Here is a 25,125-nt window from a genome sequence, read left to right on the forward strand (position 1 = left end):
AACGGTACAATTTTAATAAAGAATCAATGGGGGTTTACGATGAAGAAACTAGTTTTACTGATTATGACGGCGCTTCTCCTTACTGCATGTGCTCCAAAGGCCTACACGGAGAGCTTGGATGCCGGAAAGGCTGCATTGCAAAAGGGAGATTATGATAAGGCGATTAACCAATTTGAAAATGCGCTTGAGGAAAAAGAAACGCAGGAAGCGCAAGATTATCTCCATTTCTCCAAGATCATGCAAGATAGTATTACTCTTTATCATAGTGGGGAATTTGAAAAAGCATCCCAGACGATCAAAACTCTTCTAAAAGAGAAGTTTTCAAGAAATGTTAATCAAAAAATTGTCAATCAAGCCAATGTTTGGGCTCAAAAAATTGAGGATGCAAAAACACTTTCTGATGTGATGAAGCAAAACATCGAGAAAGGAAATACCTTGCTTGAACAAAAGCAATATGATCAAGCGTATGATTTATTTAAGCAAGTAGCTGATACCAAAAATGTCCCTGAAGTAGCTTCAATCGAAGAAATGGTTAGAAATGCCGCAAAGCTTGCAGCCGAGACGAATCAAAAGAAAAATGATAGAACATCAGAGGACAGTCCAAACCAATCTAATGAACAAACGAGCAATGACTCTAATAAGAAAGATGAAACCAAACAAGGGAGTGCAAATCAATCCCTAACTCAAGACCAAGCAGCCGATCTTGTTAAACAATCCCTCAATATTTCAAACAGCAGTAATGAAAAGGTTCAATATGACCATGAGGAAAATGGCGCATACATTTTCCGTGTCTATGAATTTGTCGTTGATAACCCGGGAACCGGGGAAGGACATACTGCAACACGTGGCTGGTATGGAGTGAATAAAGAAACGAAAAAAATTTATAATGCAATGGAATAAAGGAAAAGGCTGACTTTCACGGGTCAGCTTTTTTAGTGTGCAAGGCATGGCAACTATCTAGGTAGTGAAAATATGAGCGTATCTCACAGGCTAACAGTAGAAGAACTAAAGCAATAACTAGTTTAAGTATATTTCTTCACAATGTTATTAATCAAACCTGCAATATCTATTATGTATTCGGAATAAAACGTATACAAATTTTAGTATTAGAATCAATTTTAAACATTTTTCCAATTTGAAAAGTGCGTTTTTTGGTGAAACCTATAATTAATTAAGAAAAACATGGATACCGTATATTATTGGTATCCTAACCGAACTTCTCTAATAAGAAGTTTTTATTGGTTACCACTGTTCTCATCTAGCTGTTTTTTATTTAAAAGGGAACTATTAAATGCCCTCTCATTAATTAATGAAGAGGGAAAAAAGGGCGCACTCAATATAGGAATGTGAAATGAATCAGAAATGACTTTATCCGGTAGTAACTCACATTTGGGGAAATAAATAATCTATATACTAATAACAAGTGTGTTTATCCAGAAGGAATAACACACTTTTTTTGGATGTTTTTGATGTAAAAAGTTGTAAAAAAAACACACTAAAACAAACGGGTGAGACGTTTCTATCACAAATGGAAAATGGTGTATTGGTAAAGAAATACCAAGGGCTAATTTTAAAATTCATTTTACTCGCCATCTTTATAATTTTTTTTGTTGTGAATACAACAAAAATAAGTTATTTTTAATTTAAGACTTTTTATTGTATTTGCAACAAAAATTAGTTAAGGAGTTAATTATGAAAGAAATCCTTCGTGAAATTGGAATGATTGCAAGGGCATTAGATTCTATTAGTAATATGGAATTTAAAGAATATGACCTCACAAAAGGGCAGTATTTGTACCTTGTACGAATATGTGAAAACCCTGGAATTATTCAAGAAAAATTAGCTGAGATGATAAAGGTTGACCGAACTACAGCAGCACGTGCTATAAAGAAACTGGAAATAAGTGGATTCGTTGATAAGAAAGATGATGAACATAACAAAAAAATAAAAAAACTTTTTCCAACAGAGAAAGGCAAGAATGTCTATCCTTTCATAAAAAGAGAAAATGATCATTCCAATATGGTTGCCTTAGATGGGTTTACAGAAGTGGAAGTGGAGACTATTTTTAATCTTCTTCAAAGAGTGAGAAAAAATGTTGAAGTTGATTGGGAATTTGTTAAAAAAGGAAACAAAAGAAATTACTGATGATATAAAATTTATTGCACTTGCAACAAAAAACAAGAGGTGAAATTTAATGAGTTGGAATTTGAAAAAATTTAACGAGTTAACGAATATTGAACTATACAATCTTTTAAAAGAAAGAACCTTAGTTTTTGTGGTTGAACAAAATTGTCCTTACCTAGAAGTTGATGGTAAAGATCCTTTTTCATATCATCTTTTTAAAGAAGACAATGGAGAAATCATTGCATATTTAAGGATTGTACCTGCAGGTGTTTCCTATCGAGAAATTTCTATTGGAAGAGTCTTTGTGAAGAAAGAATACAGGGGACAAGGAATTGCAGAGGAACTTTTAAGAAAAGGGCTAGATTTTATCCTAAACGAATTAAAAGAAACAAATGTTAAAATTCAGGCACAAGATTATTTAAGGAAATTCTATAGTTCCTTTGGTTTTCAAACCATATCCGATACATATTTAGAAGATAATATCCCTCACGTCGATATGCTTTTACAAAGATGACACAACGGGTTATTATCGGTTAGCGATTGAAGTTATATTAAGATGTAGAAGAGATTATGAAGGATTACACTGCGCGAAACGTTTCCTTATAGGTGCCAGAGCACGAAATAGGAGAATTGCTATCAAGCAATTACACTGATTACTAAAACCCGAAAATGAAAGCTGTTATGTTGAGTTGAAACGAGTTATCTGATCCTTGAAACCTCAACCAAATTCGGTATAGAAGTTTCAAAGGAATACGGTGTTGTGAGAGGGGAGAAAATAAGTCAGCTTATTTTCCCTCTACTCGATTGTAGATCCAAGCAATTTGTTTAATTTCTTCTCCTGAAATCCTAATACTAAATTTCCATCTATAAAGGTTGCCGGAGTAGCATAAATTTTCCGCTCTATTAGTTGATCCATATATTCCTTATGTATTGATGCATTTCGCTCCTCAAATTCAATTTCATGTTCTTTTAGAAAGGCTTTAACTTTTTCGCAGTAGGCACAGCCATTGCTGCTATAGACAATAACTTCATGTTTACTCATTAATTTTATGACCTCCTAAAAAAATTATATATAAAAAAGTCCAACCGTAAAAGTTGGACTTGAAAAGATTTATTCTAAACTGATTTTCCGAGGAAGGCTTTAAGCATCCATACATGCTTTTCCAGGCCGGAGTGAACCGCCAGCAGCATATCTCCTGTTGTTTCATCACCTAAGTCCCCGGCAATACCCATTCCTTCTTTTAATTCACCAATAATAATGGAGAAATCATTTATAATGGATTGCACCATTTCATCAGCTGTTTCAGCACCATTTGCTTCTTTAATAGAAGAAAGTGCAAGACTTTCCTTCATTGTAGCAACAGGATTTCCGCCGATTGCTAATAATCTTTCAGCAAGCTCATCAATATGTAAAGCAGCTTCATTATAGAACTCTTCAAACTTTACATGTAATGTGAAAAATTGACCGCCTTTTACGTACCAGTGGTAGTTATGTAGCTTTACATACAACACGGACCAGTTGGCAATTTGCTTATTCAAAATGTTGACTAATTGATTTTCCATGATCGAAAATCCTCCTTTTTTTGTTTCTTATTATATTATTACCTTTGTGCCAGTGAAATCCTAGCTACTTTTGAGGAAAATGTTGACAAATTAGTGAAAAGGATTATGACAGCAGTTGATATATTGTAAAATTTGCTCCTATTATTTCATCTGTTCCCAGTAACAGGAAAAATAACTTTGATGGACCCTTTTTCCATATGTTAAAAAAGTCCCTTTATAACAAGGGGCATGTAAGGGGGAAAAACGCCTTCCACTTTTTGGGCGATGAATAAGTATGTTACAGCTGATAGCCTTAGTACTAGAGAAACCGCGATGCGAATCTAGGAGGTTATTAAATGAATAAATTAAAAAAACTGGTCATTGCAGCAGGATTGATGTTATCGATATCTTCTTTTACGTTAAATGTCCAAACAGAGGCAGCAACATCTACTTATAAAGTTAATACGGGTGAAACCTATTGGAAAATAGCAGCAAAGTTTGGTGTCCCAATTCGAAATTTAATGGATGCCAATCATGCAACAAGTTCAGCTCTATATGCAGGACAAAATCTAGTAATCCCGAATTCTACTATTTCTGCAGCAGATAAAGATTTACTTGCACGTCTTGTTCGTGCTGAGGCAGTTGGGGAGCCGTATGCAGGTAAAGTAGCGGTGGCTACAGTTATATTAAATCGTCTTAAAAATCCTTCTTTCCCTTCAACTGTTCATGGTGTCATCTATCAAATTGACGGTGGACACTATGCCTTTACACCAGTTCAAAACGGAACAATCAATCAGCCGGCCGATACAGCATCAAAGCAAGCCGTAAACGAAGCATTGGCGTTTAGCGGTCAAGGCAGCGGATCATTGTATTTTTACAATCCAAGAACCACTACAAGTAAATGGATCCTATCACGCCCCGTAACCCTAACAATAGGAAATCACCGTTTTGCAAGATAAATCAATAGTAGTAATATGCGCAAAAATAGTGAAAGCTAATCCACATTCGGATTAGCTTTTTCTACTATAAAAGGGAAGAGTAATGATACTTCTGTTCCTTCACCTTCTTTACTTGTAACTTTAATTTCCCCTTTATGCAGCTTCATGATACTTTTAGCAATATTTAATCCTAGACCGGTTCCTCCCGTTTCTCTGCTCCTGGCCTTATCTATCCGGTAAAAACGCTCAAAAATATGTTGAATTTCGTCCCGAGGTATACCGATTCCAGTATCTTTTACACGGAAAATAGCATGTTGTTTATTTTTTTCTAAAAATACTTGTATCTTGTCATTACTGTATTTCATTGCGTTATCAAGTAATATAATGATCACCTGTTTAATTTTTAACTCATCTGCCCAAATTGTAATTGGGTTTTCTTCATAGTAAAATGTTATTTCTCGATGATAGACATCTTTAAGTTGTTTTAAAGTACTTTGGCATAAAGCTACTAAATTTATTTGGTCAAGTTCTAAAACAGTTTCATTTTCTAAATCGGCCAAGTCTAAAAATGTCTCAGTCATTTTCTGAATTCTGGTTGCCTCCGCATGAATCGCGGTGATTGCTTCATTAGCTAATTGTTCGTTTTCTATACCGTGCCTTCTTAGTAAATTGGCATAGCTCTTTATAACGGTTAAAGGTGTTTTTAATTCATGGGAGGCATCAGAGACAAACTGGTTTTGTTTTTCCATATTGATTTGCAGTTTTCCTATCATCCGATTAAACGTACTTGCCATCATCTGAAGTTCATCTTTCGTATTATTCTGAATGGTGATGGTCTTTGGAATACCGCTCTTTTCAATTTCCTCCATCGTATGAATCATATTCGAAATCGGCCTCATAATGATGTTGGCGAGCCATCTTCCTCCCAGCAAGGATAACAAGGCAGCTATTACTGTACATGATATTAAGATAACTCGAAGAATTTCCTTTCTTGCTTCTAGGCCCTGTAATCGTTCACCAATCTCTAAACTAGTGCTTTTATTGATTGGCATACGTACGACCAATACTTGTTCCTCTCCCTTTTCAGCAGAAATTAAACGTGTTTGGGATTGTTTATTTGTTGTATATTTTCCTTTAATCTTTTTAGAGAGTAAATGATCATTCGTTACTTCATAAAGGATTTGATCCTTTTGCTGCATAACCCGAATGTAGGAATGTTCTGCTAAATATTCTTTTAATATTCCTTCTGTATCGGATGGCTCCTGATTTTTATCGAGCCCTTCCAAAACCTCTTCAGCCTTTTGAGAAAGCATATTCACTTCCATATTTACAGTCGTTTTCATAAATAAGAAGAAGACGGCAAAGTTAATAAGAATTAATATGATTAGCATCCAAGCGGTGGTTAGAAGATTAATTTTTGTAGTGATCTTCATCCTTCTTCTCCTTTATCGTAAAGCCGATGCCTCTGATAGTTGTAATTAATGGTTCTGAAAAACCTTCATCTATTTTTTTTCTTAAATGTCGTATAAAAACATCAATGACGTTCGTTTCACCCTCGTACTCGTAACCCCAGACATTAATAATAATATTCTCACGTGTAGCAATTTTATTTTTGCTCATAACTAGGTAAACTAGGAAATCATACTCTTTTGGCGTTAAAACGATTAGCTTTCCGCTCCTTTTCACTTCTCTTGTATCCATATTGATGAGGAGATCCTGAACAGTTAATAAGGATGCGTCCTCATTAGGATTTCCACCTATAGGATGATTCCGGATGCACGCTCGAATCCTGGCTAATAACTCTTCTATTTCAAAAGGTTTTGTTACATAATCATTTGCACCATGATCTAGCCCTGCTACCTTGTCCAATGTTGTATTCCGAGCTGTTAACAGAATAACTGGAATGACGCTGTTTTCTTTTCTAAACCTTCTCAGCACTTCCATTCCGCTTATTCCGGGCAGCATCATATCTAATAAAATCAGGTCAATCTCAGTATGCAAGGCTGCATCCAAGCCGGTAATACCGTCATGCTGCACCGTTACTTGATACCCTTCATACTCCAATTCCATTTTTAAGACACGGGCAATTTGAGCTTCATCCTCGATGATCAGAATATGTTTTTTCATTTCACCCTCATTCCTTTCTATTAATAATGTATCATGTTCTTCAAATGAATTTTTCATCTTAATGAATTATTAATGTTTTATTCAGATTTCGTACAAGTTCCTTCTCTATAGTTAAGGTATCCAGTTTTGAAGTTAATTTTTTGAAAATATATGAGGAGGGATATCATGAAAAAATTAATAGAGGCAACTATGCAAAGAGGTATTTTGATGATTGTTTGTGTTGTCATTATTTTGGCATGGGGAGGTATTTCTGCTTTCCAAATGCAGCGAGATTATTTGCCGGGAATCACTAATACGACTCTCTCGGTAAGTATGAGAGTGCCAGGCTATCAAGCAGCACAGGTGAAACAACAGGTTACCGACAATCTGGCAAGTGCTGTTAAAGCAGTGGATGGGTTGTCCAATGTTGAAACCACTTCTTATGATGGCGGGTTATTTATGAGTTTGTATTTTTCCATGAATACTGACATGAAACTAGCAGAAGATCAGGTAAACAAAGCATTGGCGAATGCAGATTTTCCGCCAACCATTACAAGCACGCCCCTAGTAACACGACTAACAACAAGTTCATTTCCAATTCTAACCTATAGTGTTACCAGTTCGAAATTGGATGAACCAACATTACGCTCTACCGCTACCCAGGAAATTGTAAAACAATTAAAATCTGTTCCAGGTGTAGCCGATGTATCCATTTTTGGAGGAGCAAAAGATGGCTATGTATTAACCGTCCGTTTGAAAGACCTGGTGAAAAACGGATTAACCTTGGATGATGTGAATAAGTCGTTTGCTTTGGCTGTTCCATCCTTGCCACAGGGGAATATTTTGAACAACCAATTATCGATACCTGTATCGTTTGATGGACTGTCATTAACGGTGCAGCAAATGGAGAACGTTACAATTAAGAATAAGGAAGGAAAACTCATTCCGGTTTCAGCGTTTGGGACCATTACTCATTCCTTAAATGATGTAAAAACTATTTCTCGGACGAATGGAGCACCGAGTGTCACATTAAATGTGATTAAGACGCCTTCCGCCAATATTACAGATGTTGCTAACCAAGTAAAAGACCGTGTTGCTCATCTTCACTTGGACACGATCAATCCAAAAGATGTTTCCTTCCAGGTGTTACTTGATAGGGAAAAAGAATTAAACAGTTCTCTTTTCGGATTAGTTCGTGAAGGTTTGCTGGGTTGTTTATTCTCTATGATATGTGCGTTCTTCTTTTTCCGAAATGTAAGATCAACATTATTAATCGCGATTTCGCTACCGATTTCCTTGTTGGCGACCACCGCTTTCTTAAAATCCATGGGGATAACGTTAAACATTTTAACGGTATCCGGTTTGATAGTTGCGATGGGGCGTATTGTCGATGACTCGATTGTTATTTTGGATAACATGTATCGAAAGCGAGAAGAATCGAAGGATAAACATCTACTCTCCATTCTTGCCTCATCTGTAGTTGAAATGATTCCTGCGATATTAGGCTCCACCCTAACGACTATTGCAGTGTATATACCAATTGCGTTTGTTGGCGGGTTTATCAGTGCATCCTATAGCGGATTTGCCTGGTCGGTTGTCATTGCCCTAGTTATCTCATTCTTTGTAGCGATGCTTGTCATTCCAGCTCTTGCTTTTATGGGCTGGAAAGGCGGAAATGTAGAAAAACAAACAGTAAAACTTGATTCAAAAATGAAACCGATTTTGCTATCGGCCTTTAAACACAAAAAGGCAATGATTATTGTTTCAATATTAGTTTTTATAGGAGCAGGGGTCTATTCAGCCTTTCTTCCAGTAAGTTTATTACCAAGTGGAAAAATAGGACAGATTGCTATTAAAGCAGAGTTGCCTAAGGGAAGTACATTAATTCAAGTAGATTCTGAAGTTCAAAAAATTGAAGAGTCATTAAAACAAAATTCTAAGATCACAGCCTATTCGGCCAATTTCGGTTCGACAATGACACCACAAAGTGATGACGTGTTTGATCAAGGTGGTGGTTTTATCACTTATCCAAATGTTGCAAACCTTTCAGTTGTGCTGAAAAATGCCAAGGATGTTGATCCGGTTATAAAACAATTGCAAAAACAGCTACCGACATTATCTAATAATGTCATTTATACAGTAACAAGCCAGAATATTTCCGGTGATGATTCGCAAATGAGAATCTTGTTTACAGGTTCAGATCAAGCAACGTTGGATCAAGTGGCCCAAGAAACGAGAGCAAAATTATCGAAGATCCGGGGTTTGAGTGTTGATGGAAAAGTGGATTTAACCAATGGTTCACCAAAGTATAAAGTGACATTTGACCAAACAGCGATTCAAGCAAAAGGGGTACAAGTTGCGGATATTTTAACAGTAATCAATCGTTATATGTCAGCTTCCAAAGATGCTATGATTACGGTCGATCATAAAGCACTTCCTGTTGACCAATATCTGGATCAAATCGCAACAGGAGCAAATTCAACGATTACGTTAAATGCCACTCCGAATGATGTCTTATCATCTCTGGGTGCTGAAACGCTAATGGGTATGAATGGACAACTGGTCCGTTTTGACCAAATAGCCAAGATAGAAAAAGATCTGTCTTCATCCTCCATAAGTGAAAGAGATGGTCAACCATTCTCCCTTGTGACAGCACAGATTACATCAAATGACATCAGTAAAGTGTCAGTTCAAGCGGAGAAAGCTTTAAGTAAAATGAATTTTCCTAAAGATGTGACGTACTCATTAGGTGGAATTTCTGAACAAGTAAAACAAATGATTTTTGATATGTCTGTTGCCGTTGCCTTTTCCATTCTATTGGTCTTACTGATTACCTCTGCGATTTTTAAAGGCTGGCGGGCACCATTATCAGTTCTTTTAAGTATCCCGCTTGCTTTAAGCGGTGTAGTCATAGCATTGATTTTATTCAATGGTGAATGGAATTTAGCTGCTCTAATTGGGGTTTTGATGCTGACTGGCATTGTTGTAACAAATGGTATTGTGTTGATTGATAAAATTGAAAGAAATCGACGGGAGGGAATGCCTGTAAAAGAAGCTATTTTACATGGAAGTCTTTCAAGGATCAGACCTATTTTAATGACAGCAGCTGCAACAATATTGACTTTGTTGCCACTGGCGTTTTCACATAATGCCGATACCGTTATTTCTCAAACACTTGGAATTGTAGTCATTGGAGGAATGGTGACATCAACCCTTAATAGCTTTATTATCATTCCTATCATCTATGAATGGCTTCATAAGAAAACTGTGATTAATAGTCACACTACATTAAGTGTTCCAAAGTAATTAACATAAAAAGGCCGATTCCAATAAGTTTGGAATCGGCTTTTTTTATACGTGAGCTTCCCGTTTTAATTTTAATGCAGCAAGGCTGGCAAAATCATGAATAATGGTTGCTGCTAATAAAGATGTAATTTGTGTTGGATCATAGGGTGGCAATACTTCGACTAAATCGTAGCCAATAAAGTTAAAATCAGTTAGGGCACGAATCATTTGCAGGGTTTCAAAGCTGCTTGGGCCGCCAACTTCAAGTGTTCCAGTACCAGGGGCGCAAGATGGATCAACAAAATCAATATCAAAGGTAAGGAAACATGGTGTGTCCCCGATGGTTTCTTTCATTTCTCTAATCACATCTTGATATCCGCGTTGTTTTAACTCAGGTGTTGTTATCACCTGGTAGCCAAGATCTGTGCTTGCATCTATGTCCCCAGGATGATTCAAAGTACCGCGGATGCCGATTTGGAACACCTTATTCGGAATAAGCAGGTTTTCCTCAAATGCACGAATGAATGGAGAACCGTGCCAATATTTTTCATCATAATAAGTATCCCAAGTATCTGTATGTGAGTCAAAATGGATCATCGCAACAGGGCCGTGAACTTTAGCTGCAGCACGAAGGTTGGCTAAGGTTACGGAATGGTCTCCGCCGATGCCAATTGGTGTAATGCCTTGTTCCATTAATTCTGTCATCGCTTTTTCAATGATTTCATAGCTGCGATGGATATTGTGTGGGATGACGGAGACATCACCTATATCAATTGCATTACAGTCATCGAATGGATAAACTTTATGAATGGGATGATATGGAAATAAAGTCATGGAAGCTTGACGAATCGCTTGTGGAGCAAAGCGAGCCCCAACACGGAAGGAAGCTGCCGTATCAAATGGTACTCCCACAATTGCTAATTTTGCCTTTTCTCTGTTGGAAGGCAATCTCATAAAGGTTCCAGTAGTACAAAATTCAGGTTTTACATCAGGTGATAATGGATATTTCATTTTTAAATCCCCCGCTTGTCATTAGTATTACGTATTACATATATTTGATATGCAAGTAGTATGCCAATTCAAAAAAATGCAGAAAATCAGCTGTATATATAATAAGTAATACCAAATATTTATTTAAAACGGAATAGAATATGCACAATTGAATAATTCTGAATTTTCTACATCTGCTTATTTTGTTGAATTTTCTTATTTTATATGGTGGATTTTGTGGAAATCTCTGTTTGGCATAATAATTGCATGTAAAATTTATTGAATTTTTCAAAAAGGGAGGAATAAGAAATTTCTCAAATACAAAGGGGTATTCAAGGTTTGAAAACGCTTTAAAACATACAAGGGGGAATGATACGTGGAAAATGGCGTAAAGCTGAAAAGATCGTTAAAACTTTGGCAGGTTGTCATCATGGGTTTGGCCTATATGACACCAATGGTGGTGTTTGATACTTTTGGAATTGTTTCGGGATTGACAAAAGGTCATGTCCCAACAGCATATATTATTGCCTTGGTTGGCATGTTATTTACAGCATTAAGTTATGGTCAACTTGTCAAAGTGTTTCCGCAGGCCGGTTCAGCCTATACGTACACTCAAAAAGCTATTAGCCGTCGCTTAGGATTTCTTGTCGGCTGGTCGTCTTTACTAGATTATTTATTTTTGCCAATGGTAAACGCTTTATTAACAAAACTATATTTAAATGCATTATTTCCATCGGTTCCTGATCTTATTTGGGTTATAGGTTTTGTAGGTATTGTAACGTACCTGAATTTAAGAAGCGTAAATATCCTGGCAAATTTTAATACATTGTTTGTCGGTGTACAGATCTTGATTATGATCGTATTTATTATCTTGGTTGTGAAGGGGTTGAATGGTGGAGAAGGTACGGGTACTGTTTTTAGTATTCAACCGTTCTTTAAAGAAGGGATGAGTTTACCATTACTGGTTACTGGGGCAACGGTTCTCTGCTTTTCATTCCTAGGCTTTGATGCTGTTACGACGTTGTCAGAAGAAACGCCAAATCCGGAAAAAACAATTCCCAAAGCTATTCTGTTAACAGCTTTATGGGGCGGGATTATTTTTATCACCACATCCTTCTTTATTCAATTATTTTTCCCTGATATTTCTCGGTTTAAAAATCCCGATGCAGCACTTCCAGAGATTGCTTTATATGTTGGCGGTAAACTGTTCCAATCAATTTTTCTTTGTACAACATTTATTAACACCCTTGCATCAGGGCTGGCTTCTCATGCGAGTGTATCACGTCTTTTATATGTTATGGGCCGTGATCAAGTATTCCCGGAAAAATGGTTTGCCTATGTACACCCAAAATACCGAACTCCTGCGTTTAACGTCTTATTTGTAGGAGTCATCTCGTTATCAGCCTATTTCTTTGATTTAGTAACAGCTACATCTTTAATCAATTTTGGTGCCTTAATGGCCTTTACATTCGTTAATTTGTCCGTCATTAATCATTATGCGGTTCGGAATAGAATGCATAAAACACCAAAAGGATTTATTAACTACGTTCTATTGCCATTAATCGGTGCTGCTACTGTAGGGGTTCTGTGGGTGAATCTCGAAAAGAGCTCTCTGATTATGGGAATAACTTGGTTCTCACTCGGATTTATTTACCTGCTTTACCTAACAAAAGCATTCAAAGTGGCACCTCCACAGTTTAAAGCTGAGGAAGCTTAAAGATTTAAGAAAACGCATTCTTACGGGGATGCGTTTTTTTGTGTCTGTTTTAGGATAGGCACTACATTTTTCTGAAATGCTTTTTTATTGTGAAGTGAATGGAATTATTTCCTAATGATTGAGTCAATATGGTGAGTTCATAACGACCGGGAGTCAGAGAAATAAAAAGGAAAGGTCGTTATAGGGAGTTCATAACGACCATGAGTCGGAGAAATAAAAAGGAAAGGTCGTTATAGAGAGTTCATAACGACCGTGAGTCGGAGAAATAAAAAGGGAAGGTCGTTATAGAGAGTCCATAACGACCATGAGAAAGAGATTTTAATAAGACAGGTCGTAATGGTTAGTCATTAACGACTATTCATCTGGTTTTATCTTTGAAAGGGTCGCCAACGGGTCTTCTAGGCGACCTGAAATAGAAGGAGCCCATTCCATCGGTCGCCAATGAGGCTCCAAGGCGATCCATATATGAAAAAATCAGTCCTACAGTCGCTAATCATTAAAAAACCGTATCATCTCATATTTGTAAACGCTTACAGGAAATTATGCAATTCTGAATAAATTCACCAAATTTTCATAAAATCGCTTTCATGAAAAATTAAGAACCGTTTATTTTAACGGTTTTTTAATGTTGGCACGAAACTTGCTTATACCTTTAATAACTACAAAAAATGAGGTGTTATTAAAATGGCGATTGATTCTCTGAATCAAAAGAAAAATGAAGTTGTAAAGGAAAAAGATAATTCATTACTTGAATTCCAAGAAACACTGAAAGAAGCAGTTGAGATTCTGAACTATCCACCGCAGGTATTTGAATTCTTAAAGAAGCCGATGAGATTTTTGGAGGTAAGTATTCCGGTTCGCATGGATAATGGTGAGGTACAAATTTTTGAAGGATATCGTGCTCAACATAACGATGCAGCTGGTCCAACAAAAGGTGGAATTCGCTTCCATCCAGATGTAACTCCGGAAGAAGTAAAAGCATTGGCAGGTTGGATGAGCCTAAAATGTGGTATCACAGATCTACCGTACGGCGGAGCAAAAGGTGGAATCATTTGTGATCCACGTAAAATGAGTATGGACGAGTTGGAACGTTTGAGCAGAGGTTATGTAAGAGCGGTAAGTCAACTGGTTGGTCCTACAAAAGATATCCCAGCTCCAGATATGTACACAAACTCGCAAATCATGGCATGGATGCTTGATGAATATGACCATATTCGTGAATTCGATTCTCCAGGATTTATCACAGGTAAACCGATTGCTCTTGGTGGATCAAAAGGAAGAGAAACCGCTACTTCTAAAGGTGTATTGTATACTCTGCAAAAGGTTTGTGAATTAAGAAAGATGAATTTAAAAGATACTCGCGTTATTATTCAAGGCTTTGGTAACGTTGGTAGTTATTTAGCAGGGTACTTATATGAATTAGGGGCAAAAGTTATCGGTGTTGGTGATGTCTTGGGTGGCATATACGATGAAAACGGTCTCGACATTCCGTACCTACTAGAAAGCCGCGACTCTTTCGGCATTGTTTCTAACCGTTTTAACAACTCGATTTCTAATCAAGAATTATTGGAAAAAGAATGCGATATATTAATTCCGGCAGCGATCTCCGGTGTTATCAATAAACATAATGCGGATCGTATCAACTGTCAGATTGTGATCGAAGCAGCAAATGGCCCAACAACGAAGGACGCGTTAACAATGCTAGATGATCGTGATATTCTCGTTGTTCCAGATATACTTGCCAATTCCGGCGGTGTAATCGTTTCTTACTTCGAATGGTGCCAAAACAACCAAGGCTATTACTGGACAGAAGAACTTGTGGATGAACGTTTAAAAGAAAAAATAGAAACTAGTTTTAAAAATGTATATAACACTGCGAAAAAATACAATGTCAATATGAAAATTGCCGCCTATATCGAAGGAATTCAAAAGTTAGCAGAAACTTCAAGGCTAAGAGGATGGTTGAAATATTGATTTATTAAGAGGAGGAATGAATGGATGAAGTTAGATATTTTAACAGAGCAAAAGGAAAAGCAATTGTTGCACTATTTTTGCCTAATTTCGAATAATCATCGCTATGACTTAACAATTGGATATTCAGATCACTTTTTTGGCAAAGCAATGGTGACTTCAATTCAAACGGGCAATATGGTTTTGCTCTGTCAAGATGACACCTATGCTGATGACCACTGGGCGCAAAAACTAGGTATTGAGCAAGTGGACATACCGGAGTTTCAGGAATTCTTTAGTATGGTTTTACAGCCCCGTCCATTTCACGAACAATATTAAAATGAACGACAGAGGTGATCTATTTGTACTTTGGAGTGGTTACGAGTCCTTGCTATGGGAAGATTGAGAAAATCTCCATCGAAAGAGATGCAAGAATCTATGAATGGGAAACATTATTTGTGATTAAATCTGAGGAAGGTCATGAAGAAGTGGTTCAGACCGGAGTGAGCGGCGAGGTCGAATCATTAGAGGTGCAAGAAGGAGATTACGTCATTCCCGGAATGGTTTTAGCGTATATTAAAGAGGATCTATTTGTAACCGGAAGCGACTAAAATAACCTAAAAAAAAGAAGATGGGTGACATCTTCTTTTTTGGTGTTCTTTTGTTTTTATTATTCTGAAAAAAGTGATAGTATAAGAGTGATAGGAATTAAGGGGGATGAGACAATGTTTTTTGTCGCAATGGAAAAAATAAAGCCGATTATATCAGTCAATCTAGATAAAGAAGGCGTTTTAGAGTCGACTCTAAACAACAATAAAGAACCCTTTATATTCTTAGAAAGACAGGATCAGCTATTTGCTTATATAGTATGGAACGAACAGCTTCGTCAGACTCTGGAGAATGAAAATTTTTCAATAGATTTCTTGCTTGAACATTCTAAATCATTAGATGGCATTTGCCGCCTTAGTCAGCAAATTGCTTTACCTTCACTATTTCAGATTATCGGTGAACCTTTTGCATTTATAAAAGGTGAGGATAAGAAAATTGCTGGCTATATTAGAAGAGAAGATATTTTAGCAGAGATGTTTAAGCAGGAAAATAAAGGCCTAGATTTGCTGAAAATTATGCTGGCGTCGATTCCAATGGGCATATTCGTTTTGGATCGAGAGCGCCGGATTATTAATTGTAATGATTCCGGATTAAAAATGATTCGCTCTACTGTTGAAAACGTTTTAAATTTGCCCGGTGAGGCTATTTTTAATCGCGAAAAAATTGATCAAGTATTTACGAACGGCAAGACAATTCTCAACAATTTGGAATTTAACAATGGAAATGGTGTACTCGTAGATTACAGCCCGTTTTTTGGCTATGATGATGAGATTGACGGGGTTGTCATCATCGTACAGGACTTGCCAATGGTTGAAGAAATGGCGATGGAAATTGAGCATATCAAGGATTTAAATAAGGATTTAAATGCCATATTATCGAGTATTTACGATGAAATTCTAGTTGTTAATGCAAAAGGTGAGTTAATTCGATACAGTGAAAATATTATTCAGGAATTCTGGCATGTTGATTTAAAAGAGTTGCTTGGAAAAAATATACTAGAATTAGAGGACCAAGGATTATTTACACCTTCTGTTACGAGACTTGTCAGGGAAAAGGGTAAAAAAGTTTCCGTAGTACAGGAAACGAGAACAGGGAGAAAAATTCTTGCTGTCGGCAATCCGGTATTTGATGATAAGCACGAACTCGACCGAATTATTATTGCCTCGCGGGATATAACCGAAACATCTCGTTTAAAAACTGAATTGCATGAAATCAGAAAAATTTCCGAGCAATATAAGAAAGAACTGGATGATTTTAAGAGCAAAGATCGGTTCCTGAAAAAGATGATTTATTGCAGCCCAAAGATGGAAAAAATTATGAATCAGGTAAAGAAAATTGCTGATTTTTCATCTACCGTTTTGCTTCATGGTGAATCCGGTGTCGGAAAAGAAGTCATTGCCCAGGCCATTCATCAGTTGGGAAAACGTTCTGACAAACCGTTTCTAAAATTGAATTGCGGCGCGATTCCTGAAAATTTATTGGAAAGTGAATTATTTGGTTATGCAAAAGGAGCATTTACTGGCGCTGATAAAAACGGCAAGGATGGCTATTTTAAGCAGGCAGATGGGGGTATTCTCTTTCTTGATGAAATCGGAGAAATGCCAATGCACTTGCAGGTTAAACTTTTAAGAGTACTCCAGGAGCAAGAGGTAATTCCTGTAGGTAGTACCACATCGTTTAAGGTGGATGTCCAAATTATTGCAGCCACAAATAAAAAGTTGGAAAAAATGGTGGAGGAAGGACGATTCCGCGAAGATTTATTCTATCGTTTGAATGTTATTCCGATTAGCATACCTCCGTTAAGGGAACGGACAGAGGATATTTCGCTGCTGGCCTTTCATTTTCTTCAGCAGTTAAATGAAAAATATGAACGTAATTATCATTTAACTCCTGATGCCGTAAATGTACTAGAATTCTATCCATGGCCAGGTAATGTCAGGGAACTACAAAATATTATTGAAAGATTAGTAGTAACCGCCGATCATCAGGCTATTGATGCCGAGTTCGTCAGCCAATTTTTATCCTTGGGCTTTGAAAATAAAAAGATGAAGCCTGTGATTACACGGGTCATTCCGCTCCAGGAAGCCATTGAGCATGTTGAAGAACAATTGATCGTCATGGCTATGAATCAGTATAAAACGACCACTAAGGCTGCAAAAGCTTTAGGAATCAGTCAATCATCTGTTAGTAGGAAATATCAAAAAATACTAACGGAAAAAAATATAAAAATAGAAAATATGCCAATCTAACCTAGAGGCCGTTTCAGAATTCTATCATCTGAAATGGCCTTTTTCTAATATTTTGATAATTATGCAAATAATAATAATGTTATGCAAATTTGAATAAGAATTTTGTCGAAATAACAAGATCTATACGTCGACAACGTATTCCAGAGATATTTTAATTTTGGCACAGTTCTTGCATTAGTAATTAATAAGGGAAATCAGCCTGCTGATCTCTAGACGGAGGATGCAAGGCATTTCAAAAATAAGCATTTGGATTTATTCCAACAGCTAATTCAAAGGAGGAATTGATTAATGGTCGAAGTGAAAAATCAAGTGATCAACCTGAAGATGTATATTGATGGTGAGTGGCGCGATTCAGAAAATATGGAAACACGCCCAGTCATTAATCCTGCAAATGGTGAAGTAATCGCCTATGCACCTGAAGGAACCGTTGCAGATGCACGTGCAGCAATCTATGCAGCTCGGAAAGCCTTCGATGACGGTGTTTGGTCTGATCTGTCCGCACAGGAAAGAGCCTCCTATCTATTAAAAATTGCTGACAAAATAGATGAAAGAGCCGAAGAGTTAACACAGCTGGAAACACAAGATAATGGAAAGCCTTTAAGAGAAGCTGGATTTGACATGGCTGATGCCGCTTCCTGTTTCCGTTATTATGCAGGATTGATTAGAAATCCTGACGGCCAAACTTACCATGTTGCTGATCCAATGCAAGCAATGGTTGTTCGTGAACCAGTCGGCGTATGTGGTTTGATTGTTCCTTGGAACTACCCAATGTTAATGAGTGTTTGGAAAATCGCTCCTGCTCTTGCTGCCGGAAATACAATTGTCTATAAACCTTCAGAAGTAACACCGGTAACTCCTATGAAACTCTTTGAAATTTTTGAAGAGGTTGGGCTGCCAAAAGGTGTGGCGAACATGGTTATGGGCGCTGGTCCAGTTGTGGGACATGAAATTTCTGCACATCCAGAGGTAGATATGGTTTCCTTCACTGGCGGTACGAAAACAGGAAAGCAAATCATGAAAACTGCTGCGGATACCATGAAAAAGGTTTCTTTAGAATTAGGCGGCAAATCACCTAACATTATCTTCGCTGACGCTGATTTTGAAACCGCTGTCGATTATGCATTATTCGGTATCTTTGCCGGATCTGGTCAGGTTTGCTCCTCCGGTTCAAGAATCCTAGTAGAAGAAAGTATCTACGATCAATTTGTTGAGCGTTATGTGGAAAGAGCAAAACAAATCAAGGTAGGTCCAGGAAATGACCCTGAAACCGAAATGGGACCTCTAGTAAGCCAACAGCATATGGAAAAAGTTCTCTATTACATTGACCTTGGAAAGCAAGAAGGGGCTACTGTTGCATGCGGTGGTAATCGCATTACTACTAACGGATTTGATAAAGGGTTCTTCGTTGAACCAACTGTATTCGTTGATGTGAAGCAAGATATGAGAATTGTTCAAGAGGAAATCTTTGGACCGGTTGTCTGTATCCAAAAATTTAAGGATGAAGAAGAAGCTATTAAACTGGCAAATGATACAGTTTACGGCTTAGCCGGCGGAGTATTTTCAAATGATGGCGCCAAAGCCATGCGTGTGATTAAGAAGATTCGTTCAGGAATCACTTGGATCAATGCTTACCATCCAACTTATAATGAAGCACCATGGGGCGGATACAAGCAAAGTGGAATCGGGCGTAGCCTAGGAACATTCGGTCTTGATGAATTCCAAGAAATTAAACAAATCAATATTAACTTACAAGTTGAACCAATTGGTTGGTTTTCAAACTAATACAAACATAAGGGAGAAGATTACTATGAGTATCGATTTTACAAGTGAGACAAAGACAGAACAAAAGAAACAGGTAACTGAATATATTAATAAAGTATTAGGGTTAATTGAAAAGGAAGAAGTTACTGAGGAAGAAGCTGCCTGGATTACGAAGGAAACAGTTGATGGTTTCCGCGAGAACGTAAACCCTGGATTCCTTGCTTATCGTAAAACAGTTACAGAGGGTGGCCAATTTGCCGCAGTTGAATGGTCTGATAATGGAGCTTGCTTTAAAGATGTAAATGGTAAGGAATATATCGACTGTTTAGGCGGATTCGGAATTTACAACGTTGGACACCGTAATCCTAAAGTAGTAAAAGCAGTAACAGATCAGTTGAAGCGTCAAGCCCTTCATAGCCAGGACTTATTAGATCCACTTCGTGCTATGTTAGCAAAAATTTTAGGTGATATTACACCTGGAGATTTAAAATATGCATTCTTTACAAATAGTGGTACTGAGAGTGTTGAAGCAGCTCTTAAACTTGCAAAAATGTACGGTGAGAGAACAACGTTTATTTCTACTACTCGTGCATTCCATGGAAAAAGTCTTGGTTCATTATCCGGTACAGCAAAGGGCATGTTCCGTAAGCCATTCCTTCCATTAATTCCTGGTTTCCGTCACGTTCCATTTGGCGATATCGACATGATGAGCAAAACCTTTGAAGTATGTGCTTCAGTTGGTGAAGATGTTGCAGCTGTTATCATTGAACCAATCCAAGGTGAAGGCGGTATCATTCTTCCTCCAGACGGTTACTTAAAGCAAGTTCGTGAGCTTTGTGACCAATATGGCGCATTATTGATTTTTGACGAAGTACAAACTGGTATGGGCCGTACTGGTAAAATGTTTGCTGCTGAATTATATGATGTTGTTCCTGATATCATCTGTTTGGCAAAAGCGTTTGGCGGCGGGGTAATGCCTGCTGGTGCCATTGTTGCTCGTGAGGAAGTATTCAAGAGCTGGTTCGAAAATCCGTTCATGCATACAACCACTTTCGGTGGTAACCCACTAGCTTGTGCGGCTGCTATCGCAACAATTGGTGTTTTAATAGAAGAAAACCTTCCAGAAAGAGCTGCTGTTGTCGGTGAGTACTTCTTAAATGAATTGAAAAAGGCTTCTGAAGGTCACGAAGATCTAGTTCAAGAAATCCGTGGTCAAGGCTTGATGATCGGTATCGAATTCCATAAAGATGAAATCGGCTATGATGTTTCCAAAGGTATGTTCGATCATGGCGTTCTTGTTGCAGGTACATTAATCAATTCAAAAACCATTCGTATTGAGCCAGCTTTAACCATCAGCTATGAAGAAGTTGATAAAGTAGTAAGCATCTTTAAAGAAGTTTTAAATAACATTAAAGCCTAATCCTTATCTGAAAAAGCAATCGGCAATTTTTTGTCGGTTGCTTCTCATCTAAATTTTGTAATTACACGAAGAGAGGGAGCATGAAAGTGGAGAAGAAATTTGTTAAGCTTCAAACTGAAATACCTGGTCCTAAGTCAAAGGAAATTTTAGAACGAAGAAATAAGTATGTACCTAAATCAATCAGCAATAACTGTCAATCTTTTATAAAGAAAGCACAAGGGGCCCTTGTTGAAGACGTTGACGGTAATATCTATATTGATTTTGCTGGTGCTATTGGAACACTAAACGTTGGGCATTCCCATCCAAAGGTGGTAAAGGCTATTCAAGAACAAGCCAATGATTTTATCCATCCTGGTTTCAATGTGATGATGTATGATTCGTATATTACACTTGCTGAAAGACTTGCCAAGCTCGCTCCTGGCGATCATGATAAGCAGGTTGCTTTTTTTAACAGTGGAGCTGAGGCTGTTGAAAATGCAGTTAAATTTGCTAAAAAGTATACGAACCGTCAAGGGGTCATATCATTTACAAGAGGCTTCCATGGCAGAACGTTAATGACTATGACGATGACCAGTAAGGTAAAACCATACAAATTTGAATTTGGACCATTTGCTCCAGAGGTTTATAAAGCGCCATACCCTTATACTTACCGCCGTCCGGATGGATTGACTGAACAGCAATATAGCGACATGATCATTGAACAATTGGAAACATTCTTCCTTGCCGAAGTTGCACCTGAAACAATTGCAGCCATTGTAATGGAGCCGGTGCAAGGTGAGGGAGGCTTTATCGTGCCTGATATCGCCTTTGTTCAAAAGGTAAGAGAGATTTGTACAAAACATGGCATCGTATTTGTTGCAGATGAGATTCAAACTGGTTTCGCACGTACAGGCAAAAACTTCGCAATCGAACATTTTGGTGTTGTACCGGACTTAATGACGATTTCCAAATCAATGGGTGCTGGTGTACCGATTAGTGGTGTCATTGGCCGCACTGAAATTATGGATGCAGCAAATGTTGGAGAAATTGGCGGAACTTATTCTGGAAGTCCATTAGGCTGCCGTGCTGCACTTGCTGTACTGGATATAATCGAGAGTGAAAACCTTAATGAGCGTGCTGAAAAGATTGGAGCAAGATCTATTGAAAAAATGCAGCTGTTAGCAGAGCGCTTTGAGGCAATCGGAGATGTACGCGGTCTTGGTGCGATGGTTGCCATGGAACTTGTTAAGGATCGTCAGTCAAAAACTCCTGATAAAGAAGCCGTTTCAAAAATTGTTAAAGCGGCCGGGGAGCGCGGACTGATGTTACTAAGTGCGGGGTTATACGGTAACGTTATTCGTTTGCTCATGCCATTAACCATCACAGACGAACAGTTAGAGGAAGGGTTACACATTTTAGAGGAAGCCTTTGAAGCTGTATTTTTGAATGATTCTGCAGTAGCGTCAGGGAGGTAGGGGCATGGATTCAGTAAAGCAAAAATATCAAATCTATCCAATGTATCTTGATGGAAAATGGGTTGGCAACGATTATGAAGTTTTTACCGAAGTTACTAATCCTGCGACACAGGAAGTATTAGGGGCAGTTCCAACCGGTGGTGCTTATGAAGCGGAAAAAGCTGTCGATGCTGCCCATGAAGCCTTTAAAACTTGGTCGAAAAAGACGGCAGGCGAGCGTTTCGATATCCTAATGAAATGGTATCATTTGATTGATGAGCATAAGCTTGAAATTGCCAAAATCATGACAATGGAACAAGGTAAACCGTTAAAAGAAGCACTTGGAGAAGTAATTTATGCCAACAGCTTTATTTCCTGGTTCGCTGAAGAAGGGAAACGTGTATACGGTGAAACTGTCCCAGCATCTGTCCCAAATAAAAGGATTTTAATAAGAAAAGAGCCTGTGGGGGTAGTAGCGGCGATTACTCCTTGGAATTTCCCAGCGGCTATGATTACACGCAAGGTTGGTCCGGCATTAGCTGCAGGCTGTACTTGTGTTGTAAAACCAGCGAATCAAACACCATTAACTGCTTTAAAAATGGCTGAGTTGGCCCATGAAGCAGGATTACCAGCTGGTGTTCTTAACGTCATCACAGGAAGATCATCAGAGATCGGTGATACTTGGTTAAAGGATCCGCGCGTAACAAAAATTACGTTTACAGGATCAACAGAAGTAGGTAAAACGCTAATGCGTGGAGCGGCTGAAACGGTGAAGAAAGTGTCGCTTGAGCTTGGCGGTAATGCTCCATTTATAGTTATGGATGATGCTAATTTAGAAAAAGCTGCGGCCGGTCTGGTTCAATCAAAATTCCGTAATGCGGGACAAACATGTATTTGTACGAATCGTATTTATGTCCAAGAGGGAGTAAAGGATGAGTTCGTAAAACTGTTCCAAGCCGAATTGGAAAAAATGAAGGTCGGAAATGGCTTGGAAGAAGGAACTGATATCGGTCCATTAATCGATCAATCAGCCAAGTCAAAGGTTGAAGCTCTTTTAAAGGATGCGCTTGAAAAAGGTGGTAAAGTGGCCTATTCGGGACTAGCACCTGCTCATGACAATGGCTATTTCCATGCTCCAACAATTTTAACGGACATTAATGATGACATGGAGTGTATGAGGGACGAAATCTTCGGTCCACTTGCTCCAATTGCAACGTTTAAAACAGAGGAAGAAGTAATCGAACGTGCTAATAATTCCCAGTTTGGCTTAGCTGCTTATGTCTATACGGAAAACCTAAGCAGATCATTTAGAATCACTGAACAGCTGGAATATGGAATCGTTGGTTTGAATGATGCTCTTCCATCCGTTGCACAAGCACCGTTCGGCGGATATAAAGAGAGTGGTTTAGGACGCGAAGGCGGACACGGAATTGAAGAGTTTTTAGAGGTAAAATATATTTCGATCGGATTAGATATTTAAATAGGAAGAAAGCCGTGCAAAAAGGGGTCCTGCACGGCTTCTTTGATTGCTTTTTTGAAACATTCAGGTATCGATAGAAGCATGATCCTCCGGTTCTATATCAATGAGCTTCCAAGACATCTTCCTTATTATTAAAGCCCATGTCACGACTTAAATATAAATATCCATGCGTTAACATAACTTTTTTGCACAAGCTTTTTCTGGTCTTCATTTTCAGGTGGGAGGGCCTTTTTGCCATGTGATAAAACACCCTGTTTAAAATGTCAAACGAATTGAACGATTTTCTTTTATTAAAGGTGTTTGCTGTGGTACGATAACGTGTAAAAGTATACATTGAAAAGGAGGAGTAGAAATTGTTTAAAACAATTTTATTTGACGTAGACGGGGTGCTCCTAAGTGAAGAACGGTACTTCGATGCCTCCGCTCTCACTGTTTGGGAAATGCTCACTAGCCGCAATTACCTAGCTCTTGCCCCTAAAAACTTTAAAACCACCTACAACGAGGACGAAATTCTAAACATTCGAAACCAAGTATTTGTTAACGACAAGGTCCTTAAACTCATGAAATCCCGTGGCCTTAACGCCAACTGGGACATGATTTACCTATCTTTCACTCATCAACTCATCCACCTGCTATCCCAAATCAAGGATAAGGAAATGGAAAAAGTAGCGAGATGGTGCCAGGTACCGATCAATCGTGAAGTATTATTAGAAATGGGTCATGTACTTAGCCATTATCAGGTTGAGCTGGATTTTGAGTTATTTTTAACGGAATTTGGACGTACAAATGCTGTAAAGCAGGAACTGCTAAACTATTTAAATGAATTGGCTGGGGAGAAGCTTGGAGTAAAGACAACCAGCTTTGAAAAAGGTGATCTTTGGTTTGTATGTGAGCATGTGTCACAGGAATGGTATGTTGGGGATGATAATATCGTCGCTTCAACAGGGAAACCTTCAGTGCAAACTGGGAAGGCAGGGTTTCTCGCCAATGAGACCACCCTTGCACCTAAGCAGGATATTGCCGGGCTGTTTGAATTCCTGATTGCTTCAGGATTTCAAATTGGGATCGGCACAGGAAGACCTGAATTGGAAACAATTGAGCCATTCAAACACTTAAAATGGCTGCCATACTTTGACCAAAATAGAATTGTAACGGCAGATGATGTCTTAAAAGCAGAACAAGCAATTCCTAAATGTAGCTCTCTATCCAAGCCACATCCGTTCACTTATATTATGGGGCTTAAAGAAAAGAAAGCAACGGTTAAAGAGTGTCTGGAAACTAAGCTCCCGATTGACAATGGTTATTCTGTTTTAATTGTCGGCGATTCATTAGCAGACCTTTTAGCTGCACGACAGTTGGGCAGTAAATTTGCTGCAGTATTAACTGGTCTCTCCGGACAAGATGCCAGAAGTGAATTTGAGGAGCACGGTGCAGATTATATATTAGATTCAGTGGTAGATTTGCGTGGTCTCTTGGAGACTATGTAATTTAAATAAGCAGGAGAAGGGTCGCCAATGAGGG

Annotated in this window: 20 protein-coding genes; 15 read left to right on the forward strand and 5 right to left on the reverse strand. The window is 38.1% G+C overall.

Annotated elements, in window-relative coordinates:
- The first annotated feature begins 39 nt into the window (after positions 1–39).
- From V7083_RS01435 to V7083_RS01445, 3 genes are all read left to right on the forward strand, one after another.
- Positions 40–900: a hypothetical protein gene (locus V7083_RS01435; RefSeq protein WP_335474588.1), complete on the forward strand. Its 861-nt coding sequence runs from the start codon at positions 40–42 to the stop codon at positions 898–900.
- Between the two features lie 792 nt (positions 901–1,692).
- Positions 1,693–2,145 (forward strand): MarR family winged helix-turn-helix transcriptional regulator, encoded by a 453-nt coding sequence (locus V7083_RS01440; RefSeq protein ID WP_335474590.1) that lies wholly within the window; start codon positions 1,693–1,695, stop codon positions 2,143–2,145.
- Between the two features lie 49 nt (positions 2,146–2,194).
- Positions 2,195–2,638 (forward strand): GNAT family N-acetyltransferase, encoded by a 444-nt coding sequence (locus tag V7083_RS01445; RefSeq protein ID WP_335474592.1) that lies wholly within the window; start codon positions 2,195–2,197, stop codon positions 2,636–2,638.
- A gap of 282 nt (positions 2,639–2,920) precedes the next feature.
- On the opposite strand, the gene V7083_RS01450 is transcribed toward V7083_RS01445, so the two are convergent.
- Positions 2,921–3,166, reverse strand: a complete 246-nt coding sequence (locus V7083_RS01450; RefSeq protein WP_335474594.1) for a glutaredoxin family protein — start codon at positions 3,164–3,166, stop codon at positions 2,921–2,923.
- 74 nt (positions 3,167–3,240) lie between these two features.
- Entirely contained in the window at positions 3,241–3,687 is a 447-nt protein-coding gene (locus tag V7083_RS01455; RefSeq protein WP_335474596.1) for a Dps family protein, read from the reverse strand.
- A gap of 335 nt (positions 3,688–4,022) precedes the next feature.
- Between V7083_RS01455 and V7083_RS01460 the strand changes: the two genes are divergently transcribed.
- The gene (locus V7083_RS01460) at positions 4,023–4,625 is read left to right on the forward strand and encodes a cell wall hydrolase (RefSeq protein WP_335474598.1); all 603 of its coding nucleotides are present in this window, start codon (positions 4,023–4,025) and stop codon (positions 4,623–4,625) included.
- A gap of 35 nt (positions 4,626–4,660) precedes the next feature.
- Here V7083_RS01460 and V7083_RS01465 read toward each other — a convergent pair whose 3' ends face one another.
- Entirely contained in the window at positions 4,661–6,037 is a 1,377-nt protein-coding gene (locus tag V7083_RS01465) for a sensor histidine kinase (RefSeq protein ID WP_335474601.1), read from the reverse strand.
- Positions 6,015–6,731 carry a response regulator transcription factor gene (locus tag V7083_RS01470; protein ID WP_335474603.1) on the reverse strand — a complete coding sequence of 239 codons (717 nt, stop codon included), beginning with the start codon at positions 6,729–6,731 and terminating at the stop codon, positions 6,015–6,017. Before V7083_RS01470 ends, V7083_RS01465 begins: the two co-directional genes overlap by 23 nt.
- A gap of 165 nt (positions 6,732–6,896) precedes the next feature.
- Between V7083_RS01470 and V7083_RS01475 the strand changes: the two genes are divergently transcribed.
- Positions 6,897–10,016: an efflux RND transporter permease subunit gene (locus V7083_RS01475; protein ID WP_335474605.1), complete on the forward strand. Its 3,120-nt coding sequence runs from the start codon at positions 6,897–6,899 to the stop codon at positions 10,014–10,016.
- A 45-nt stretch (positions 10,017–10,061) separates the two neighbouring features.
- Here V7083_RS01475 and speB read toward each other — a convergent pair whose 3' ends face one another.
- Positions 10,062–11,006, reverse strand: coding sequence for an agmatinase (speB, locus tag V7083_RS01480; RefSeq protein WP_335474607.1), 945 nt, complete (start codon positions 11,004–11,006; stop codon positions 10,062–10,064).
- A gap of 355 nt (positions 11,007–11,361) precedes the next feature.
- Here speB and V7083_RS01485 point away from each other — a divergent pair, with 355 nt between their 5' ends.
- The 10 genes from V7083_RS01485 to V7083_RS01530 all read left to right on the forward strand — a co-directional run bounded on the left by V7083_RS01485 (position 11,362) and on the right by V7083_RS01530 (position 25,091).
- On the forward strand, positions 11,362–12,702 hold the full coding sequence (locus tag V7083_RS01485; RefSeq protein ID WP_335474609.1) for an APC family permease: 1,341 nt from the start codon (positions 11,362–11,364) through the stop codon (positions 12,700–12,702).
- Between the two features lie 684 nt (positions 12,703–13,386).
- A complete protein-coding gene (locus tag V7083_RS01490; protein WP_335474612.1) occupies positions 13,387–14,676 on the forward strand; it encodes a Glu/Leu/Phe/Val family dehydrogenase in 1,290 nt (429 codons plus the stop codon).
- Positions 14,677–14,700: 24 nt separating this feature from the next.
- The gene (locus V7083_RS01495; protein WP_335474614.1) at positions 14,701–14,991 is read left to right on the forward strand and encodes an SAV0927 family protein; all 291 of its coding nucleotides are present in this window, start codon (positions 14,701–14,703) and stop codon (positions 14,989–14,991) included.
- Positions 14,992–15,014: 23 nt separating this feature from the next.
- A complete protein-coding gene (locus V7083_RS01500) occupies positions 15,015–15,263 on the forward strand; it encodes a biotin/lipoyl-binding protein (protein ID WP_335474616.1) in 249 nt (82 codons plus the stop codon).
- A gap of 114 nt (positions 15,264–15,377) precedes the next feature.
- A complete protein-coding gene (locus V7083_RS01505) occupies positions 15,378–17,510 on the forward strand; it encodes a sigma 54-interacting transcriptional regulator (protein WP_335474618.1) in 2,133 nt (710 codons plus the stop codon).
- Between the two features lie 309 nt (positions 17,511–17,819).
- Positions 17,820–19,292, forward strand: coding sequence for an aldehyde dehydrogenase family protein (locus V7083_RS01510; RefSeq protein ID WP_335474626.1), 1,473 nt, complete (start codon positions 17,820–17,822; stop codon positions 19,290–19,292).
- Between the two features lie 25 nt (positions 19,293–19,317).
- Entirely contained in the window at positions 19,318–20,691 is a 1,374-nt protein-coding gene (locus tag V7083_RS01515) for a putrescine aminotransferase (RefSeq protein WP_335474620.1), read from the forward strand.
- Positions 20,692–20,777: 86 nt separating this feature from the next.
- Positions 20,778–22,145 (forward strand): 4-aminobutyrate--2-oxoglutarate transaminase, encoded by a 1,368-nt coding sequence (gabT, locus tag V7083_RS01520; protein ID WP_438823681.1) that lies wholly within the window; start codon positions 20,778–20,780, stop codon positions 22,143–22,145.
- Between the two features lie 40 nt (positions 22,146–22,185).
- A complete protein-coding gene (locus V7083_RS01525; protein WP_335474628.1) occupies positions 22,186–23,604 on the forward strand; it encodes an NAD-dependent succinate-semialdehyde dehydrogenase in 1,419 nt (472 codons plus the stop codon).
- A gap of 353 nt (positions 23,605–23,957) precedes the next feature.
- Positions 23,958–25,091: an HAD family hydrolase gene (locus V7083_RS01530; protein WP_335474624.1), complete on the forward strand. Its 1,134-nt coding sequence runs from the start codon at positions 23,958–23,960 to the stop codon at positions 25,089–25,091.
- Positions 25,092–25,125 lie beyond the last annotated feature (34 nt).

The organism is Bacillus sp. JJ1764 (genome assembly GCF_036962145.1).
In the GTDB taxonomy this organism is placed as follows: Bacteria; Bacillota; Bacilli; order Bacillales; family Cytobacillaceae; genus Neobacillus.

Bases quoted from the DNA above. Each gene is read 5' to 3' on its own strand.
- V7083_RS01435 (WP_335474588.1), top strand. From the start codon at position 40: ATGAAGAAACTAGTTTTACTGATTATGACGGCGCTTCTCCTTACTGCA.
- V7083_RS01440 (WP_335474590.1), top strand. From the start codon at position 1,693: ATGAAAGAAATCCTTCGTGAAATTGGAATGATTGCAAGGGCATTAGAT.
- V7083_RS01445 (WP_335474592.1), top strand. From the start codon at position 2,195: ATGAGTTGGAATTTGAAAAAATTTAACGAGTTAACGAATATTGAACTA.
- V7083_RS01450 (WP_335474594.1), bottom strand. From the start codon at position 3,166: ATGAGTAAACATGAAGTTATTGTCTATAGCAGCAATGGCTGTGCCTAC.
- V7083_RS01455 (WP_335474596.1), bottom strand. From the start codon at position 3,687: ATGGAAAATCAATTAGTCAACATTTTGAATAAGCAAATTGCCAACTGG.
- V7083_RS01460 (WP_335474598.1), top strand. From the start codon at position 4,023: ATGAATAAATTAAAAAAACTGGTCATTGCAGCAGGATTGATGTTATCG.
- V7083_RS01465 (WP_335474601.1), bottom strand. From the start codon at position 6,037: ATGAAGATCACTACAAAAATTAATCTTCTAACCACCGCTTGGATGCTA.
- V7083_RS01470 (WP_335474603.1), bottom strand. From the start codon at position 6,731: ATGAAAAAACATATTCTGATCATCGAGGATGAAGCTCAAATTGCCCGT.
- V7083_RS01475 (WP_335474605.1), top strand. From the start codon at position 6,897: ATGAAAAAATTAATAGAGGCAACTATGCAAAGAGGTATTTTGATGATT.
- speB (WP_335474607.1), bottom strand. From the start codon at position 11,006: ATGAAATATCCATTATCACCTGATGTAAAACCTGAATTTTGTACTACT.
- V7083_RS01490 (WP_335474612.1), top strand. From the start codon at position 13,387: ATGGCGATTGATTCTCTGAATCAAAAGAAAAATGAAGTTGTAAAGGAA.
- V7083_RS01495 (WP_335474614.1), top strand. From the start codon at position 14,701: ATGAAGTTAGATATTTTAACAGAGCAAAAGGAAAAGCAATTGTTGCAC.
- V7083_RS01505 (WP_335474618.1), top strand. From the start codon at position 15,378: ATGTTTTTTGTCGCAATGGAAAAAATAAAGCCGATTATATCAGTCAAT.
- V7083_RS01515 (WP_335474620.1), top strand. From the start codon at position 19,318: ATGAGTATCGATTTTACAAGTGAGACAAAGACAGAACAAAAGAAACAG.
- V7083_RS01525 (WP_335474628.1), top strand. From the start codon at position 22,186: ATGTATCTTGATGGAAAATGGGTTGGCAACGATTATGAAGTTTTTACC.